Source organism: Bacillus sp. 522_BSPC, from assembly GCF_001076885.1.
In the GTDB taxonomy this organism is placed as follows: domain Bacteria; phylum Bacillota; class Bacilli; order Bacillales; family Cytobacillaceae; genus Niallia; species Niallia hominis.
In genome coordinates this window covers 1-5,757 of the sequence record NZ_JVDT01000222.1, presented here as the reverse complement: position 1 = coordinate 5,757, position 5,757 = coordinate 1, and the positions used below count along the sequence as shown (strand labels likewise).

The window sequence follows — 5,757 nt, the reverse complement described above, 5'->3', positions numbered from 1 at the left end:
AAAAGCAGAGGAAAAGGTAACAGAGAAGCCGTCTCTGAGCCCGAGAGAAAGAAAGATGGAAACAGAGATTATAGAAGAAATGAACCCCACATTCCCCATCCCACCAAAAAAATCCCAGAGCAACTACTATGCTCTGGGATGGAAACACTGCCTTTATTAACTATCTTTGGAACTGGTTGTGGCTCTACGTATAAACAGGGAAAGAACTAAGGCGATGCTGGCAATAATGGTTGCGACGAGAAAGGCGTCGTTTATTCCGCTGATGGTAGATGCTTGTGCTGCTTTTCCGTAGATGGTGGAGATGGCAAGTGTTTGACCTGCTCCTACTGGAAGTCCAGTTAGGCTTGCTAACCCTTGACCCAACTGTGCAAACTTTTCTGCGATAAACGGATTGGCAGAAGAGATGATGTTGTTATAGTTATCTAAATGAAATGCTGTACGATTTGTCATGACGGTGATTAAGAAAGCAGTTCCGATACTTCCGGCAACGGTTCTTGCTGTATTGGATACAGCTGTACCGTAGCTTGTTAAGTTTAAGGGAAGCTGATTCATTCCTTCTGTCATAACGGTCATCATAATAAAGGACATACCAAACATCCGGAAAATATAGAGCATCATCAAATGTGAATAGGATGTCTGCATGGTTAATTGGGTGAATCCCCATGTCGTTAAAACAGTGATAATTAAACCGATGACTGCAAGTGGTCTTGCACCAAAGCGGTCAAATAGCTTTCCGGCAATTGGAGACATGATTCCCATGATGATGGCACCTGGTAACATTAATAATCCAGAATCCAATGCGGTAAAGCCACGAATATTTTGTAAGTATATAGGCAGAAGCAGCATTGCTGCAAACATGGCCATATTTACAATCATGCTTATTAAGGTTGTTAAAGTAAAGATACTATATTTGAATACACGCAAATCAATCATAGGTGCTTCCGTTGTAAGTTCTCTCCATACGAATAGGCATAAGAAAATAACACCAATCACAAGGGAAAGAACAACTACTTTACTATCCCAGCCGTTGTTCCCAGCCTCACTGAATCCGTATAGCAAGGATCCTAGGCCAACAGTACAAGTAATAAAGCCGATGGTATCAAAGACTGGATTCGAAACTTTAGTGACATCCTTCATCCAAATAATGGCAATAATTAAATCGAGAATGCCGATAGGGATAACTAGCTCGAATAATACTCTCCAAGAGTAATGGCCGATTAACCAGCCAGATAAAGTCGGACCGATGGCAGGGGCGAAAATCATTACAACACCCATAATGCCCATCGCTGTTCCGCGTTTTTCTGGTGGGAAAATGATTAAGAAAACGGTCATCAACAGTGGCATTAATAAGCCTGCTCCTGCTGCTTGGATGATGCGTCCTATTAAGAGCATGGAAAAACCAACAGAGGTTGCACACACAACCGAACCAATGGTAAAAGCAGAAATCGCTCCAATAAGTAATTTCCTTGTTCCAAATTTATTTATCAAAAATGGAGTGATTGGGATAAACACACCATTTGTTAGCATATATCCAGTGGATAGCCATTGGACGGTGCTTGTAGATACATTTAAATCATTCATAATATGTGGAATGGCCACATTTAATAAGGTCTGGTTAAGAATCGCCACAAATGCGCCAAGCATCAGGGCAACAATTACTTTGCCGCGGTTTATTTCTTCGCCAGTGTCAAGTGGTTTATAAGGAGCTTTCTCCTTATTCGCTTCCTTCGTTTGTGAGAGTTCCTCTTCCTCTTTCGACTCTACTGAAGCTTTCTCATGGAACTCAACAGAGGATTCAGCAGCACTTTCATTCTCCCGTTTCTCTTCAATTAACTCTATTTGTTCCTCATGAGTTTCTCCCACATCCGCTTCCTTAGACGCTTCTACAGGTTTAGCTAGATCCGATTTTTCAAGGGATGGCTGAATGTCATTATTCCTCTTTGCATCATCTAGGACGTTTTCTGGTTTCGCCACTATTTTCTTTTTTCGTAAAAAAAGATTGATGATTAGGAGCAGGAGAATGCTTCCGATAATATAGCTTGTGATGTAAGTGGTCATATCCATCACCTACTTATGAATTCTTACGGAAACGTTCATACCTGGAATTAGTTTTAGGCCGCCGTAATTATCGATGGAGATGGTTACGGGTATGACTTGTGTTTCTTTTGTGTAGTTTCCTGAGCTGTTGTTGCTTGGCAGTAGGGAGAAGGTTCCTGCTGTTGCAAGTCCTAGGCTGTCTACTTTACCTGTTAGAACTGTATCTGGATAGGAGTCTACGTATAAGTCTACTTCTTGGCCGACTTTTACTTTATTGATGTCTGTTTCGTCGATGTTTGCTGTAACCCAAAGATTATCTAAATCATAGCTTTTTGCTAGGGATGTTCCTGCTGCAATATAAGTATTTGGTACGGCGCTTGATTGAACGATGGTGCTATTTTCTGGAACGGTAATATCCATATCAGTTGTCCCTGATTCTGTTACAACTTCTACAGTACCAATTTTTTGGTTTTTATTAAAAGAAGTACCTGTTTCGCCTTTCCATTCTGTTAGTTTCCCTGTAGCTGGTGATGCGATGCTAATTTGTTGTCCGGCGATTTGGGCATTGTCTGTTTTAATATAGGAGATTGATTGGTCGTAGAAGTAATAACCGGCAAATCCTCCTCCTACTAAAACGATTAAAAGGATAATATTTAATAAAATCATGCGTTTACTATTCATAGTTGTTCCTCCTCAATTTCACTTAAAATGGCTAATATTTTCCCATTTAGTTCTAGTATTTTGTTTATTTCTTCTTCAGGAAGCTCCATCACTTCTTTAACTTTTTTTGATAGAGTAGATGTTCCAGCAAAGTATTGTTTCATAATGCTGTGTCCTTCTTCCGTTAGTTGGATATTTACCGCTCGACGATTGTCTTCAGGAATGGTTCGTTCAATTAATTGTCGTTGGGATAGTCGATCGATAATTCCGCTAACGGTGCTTTTCGTTAAAGAGAGCTTTGTCGCTAGTTCTCCGATTCCGATATCAGGTTGGAAGTAGATTCTGTACAGTGTTTTAAGCTGTACGGCTGTTAAGTCCAATTTGTTCGCATCTAGCTGGACAAGGTGGTTATAGGCTTTATGAATCCGGGAATAAGAGCGAATTAATTCGTTATTTAACGACCCGTTCATCTGAAAATTCTCCCTTTCTATTGTTTTTATTAAAACTGTTCGTATACGAACTATTGGATTCTCGCATATATTTTTACTTTAGTCAATTGTTTTCTTAAGAGGAGTTATTTGGGTTGGCTTTCGTTATATAGGCTATAGCATTTTGTACCAAAAGGCGGTCGAACGATTTAACGCTGGAAAAATATTTTCGCTATCTTAGTTTCTTCTATTCTTAAATGGATTATCCTTGTCTTCGATTAAAGATAGAAAGGCATCAACTACAATTGGATCGAATTGTTTTCCTTTGTTACATTTTATTTCTTCTAGGATGTGGGCTAATTGGAGTTCCTGTCGATAGACGCGCTGGGATGACATTGCGTCAAAGCTGTCGGCAACTGCAACAATCCGAGCAACTAATGGAATCTCTTCTCCTTTTAACCCTTTTGGATATCCCTTACCATCAAATCGTTCATGGTGATGGAGGACAATATCGAGTATGCCATTATTCTTATATTGCTTCACATGTTTAATAATTTCGTATCCCTTTATTGGATGCGATTTAATTAATTCATATTCTTCCTTGGTTAAATTTCCGGGCTTTGTTAATATGCTTTCTGGTATGCCAATTTTTCCAATATCATGAAGCAGGCCTCCGATATGAATGACATGGCATAAAGAAGGGGGTAAATTCATTTCTTCTGCAATTTCCATGGCATATTTTGCTACATTTTTAGAATGATGCATCGTATAGGAATCTCTAGAATCTAACGCATTGGAAAGCACCTTTGTTAACGCTAAGTTATCTTCAAGCACTCTTTGAACTCTAGACATAAGGCCAACCGAAATAAGGCTGATTAGTAAATAGGTCAATAAATAGGTAATAAAGGTAGACATAGTGAGTGATTGATCTTTGATGAAAAAAAATCTACAGGAAACTACCAAGAAAGTAAGTAAGAAAATTACCCAAAAGGGACTTTGATAAAAGCCGATTCCTAGAAAAATGGAACATAGAATATAGAAGATAAAATAGTTTTCGTGATTTTCAAAAATACAGAGATTCAATATGATATTAATAAATAAAACTCAACTTTCGCACCAAAAAAATAAGTGCAAATCGTTAGTTGTATTGCGTCTATGGTCTATTAAATATGTTGCTTGACAGTGTTTAATAAAATGAAATAACACCTCATTCTTTGGTATAGTGTAATTGTAGAGAAAACACTACCATACAGAAGAGGTGCTCCCTATATGATAGACCAAAATAGCCAAAACAATCAACTACCAAAAGAACTTAATTCGGTTTTTTCTGAGCTTGAAATGAATAAACACCTGCGCCAAGCAGGAATTAAAAAATCCTTCGGTTTCAGCTGTTCCTACTTATTTCAGCTTGTTTTCTGTTTGATTTTCCAGCACAAAAATTGGTTTTCACTTCTTGATTCAAAGAAAGCCGATCAGTTTCCAGCCAAAGATGCCGTCTATCGCTTTTTAAACCAATCAACTTTTAATTGGCGCCGTTTCTTACTACTGTTGAGCATTTTTACTATTCAAAAGGTGACTCGCCTTACGAATAAAGAGCGTCCAAAAGTACTGATTATCGATGATTCTGCGTATGACCGAAATCGTAGTAAAAAGGTAGAGCTTCTCGCTCGTTGTTTTGATCATGCTTCCCTGAAAATGCGTTTCTTTAAGGGGTTTCGTATGCTCACTTTGGGCTGGTCAGATGGCTATACATTTATGCCAATTGACTTTTCTTTAGTCAGTTCAAAAAAGTCTCAAATCAATGGTATCTCTGAAAAAATTGATAAACGTACTTGTGGATACAAGCGTCGAGAAAATGCATTACAAACTGAGCCTGAACAAGTTCCTGACATGATTAAACGTGCATTAGCCAATGGGATAGATGCAAGTTATGTCCTTATGGATTCTTGGTTTACATTGCCACCACTTGTAAAGTCTATTGTGGATCAAGGATTAGACGTAATTGGTATGGTCAAAGAAACAAAACAACGTTATAACGTAAACGGGGAGATGGTTTCTTTAAAGCAACTATACCGCCTAGCTGGACCCATTCAATCCAAGAAAGGAATTCTTCGTTCCATCCATACGATCATGGCTAATGGAACACCAATTAAAGTGGTATTCATTCAAAACAGAAATAAGAAAAGCGACTGGCTTGCCATCCTCAGCACAGACTGCACTCTTTCAGAACAGGAGATCGTCCGAATCTATGGAATGCGCTGGGATATCGAGGTATTCTTTAAGGCGGCCAAATCTCTTTTGAAACTTGAAAAAGAATTCCAAAGCCGTTCATATGACGCGCTTATTTGCCATACAACGATTGTGTTTTCTCGTTTTATCGTTCTGTCGTGGCAGAATCGCTGTAATACCGATCAACGCACAATAGGTGGTCTGTTTTACGAATTATGCGATGAAGTAAATGAACTTGATTGGGCTGTCGCATTACAGCAATTGATCGAGCTTCTTCAAGATGCACTTAAACAAACGAATAAGAAAATCAAAAAAATAATTCAAAGTCAACTTGAACAGTGGATCGCTGGCCTTCCTAATTATATCAAGGCTTATTTGCCGATATCACTCTGCGAAAGTTGAG

5 protein-coding genes are annotated in these 5,757 nt (G+C 38.6%); 1 reads left to right on the top strand and 4 read right to left on the bottom strand.

Annotated elements, in window-relative coordinates; translation table 11 throughout:
- Nucleotides 1–156: 156 nt before the first annotated feature.
- The 4 genes from ADJ83_RS18240 to ADJ83_RS18225 form a co-directional block, all read right to left on the bottom strand.
- Nucleotides 157–2,058: a DHA2 family efflux MFS transporter permease subunit gene (locus ADJ83_RS18240; RefSeq protein WP_048718603.1), complete on the bottom strand. Its 1,902-nt coding sequence runs from the start codon at nucleotides 2,056–2,058 to the stop codon at nucleotides 157–159.
- Between the two features lie 9 nt (nucleotides 2,059–2,067).
- Nucleotides 2,068–2,718 carry an HlyD family secretion protein gene (locus ADJ83_RS18235; RefSeq protein WP_031536156.1) on the bottom strand — a complete coding sequence of 217 codons (651 nt, stop codon included), beginning with the start codon at nucleotides 2,716–2,718 and terminating at the stop codon, nucleotides 2,068–2,070.
- Nucleotides 2,715–3,167: a MarR family winged helix-turn-helix transcriptional regulator gene (locus tag ADJ83_RS18230; protein WP_031536157.1), complete on the bottom strand. Its 453-nt coding sequence runs from the start codon at nucleotides 3,165–3,167 to the stop codon at nucleotides 2,715–2,717. Before ADJ83_RS18230 ends, ADJ83_RS18235 begins: the two co-directional genes overlap by 4 nt.
- A gap of 195 nt (nucleotides 3,168–3,362) precedes the next feature.
- Nucleotides 3,363–3,977, bottom strand: coding sequence for an HD-GYP domain-containing protein (locus ADJ83_RS18225; RefSeq protein ID WP_048718599.1), 615 nt, complete (start codon nucleotides 3,975–3,977; stop codon nucleotides 3,363–3,365).
- Between the two features lie 417 nt (nucleotides 3,978–4,394).
- On the opposite strand from ADJ83_RS18225, the gene ADJ83_RS18220 reads away from it, so the two are divergent.
- Nucleotides 4,395–5,756 carry an IS4 family transposase gene (locus ADJ83_RS18220; RefSeq protein WP_048717268.1) on the top strand — a complete coding sequence of 454 codons (1,362 nt, stop codon included), beginning with the start codon at nucleotides 4,395–4,397 and terminating at the stop codon, nucleotides 5,754–5,756.
- Nucleotide 5,757: the final 1 nt, after the last annotated feature.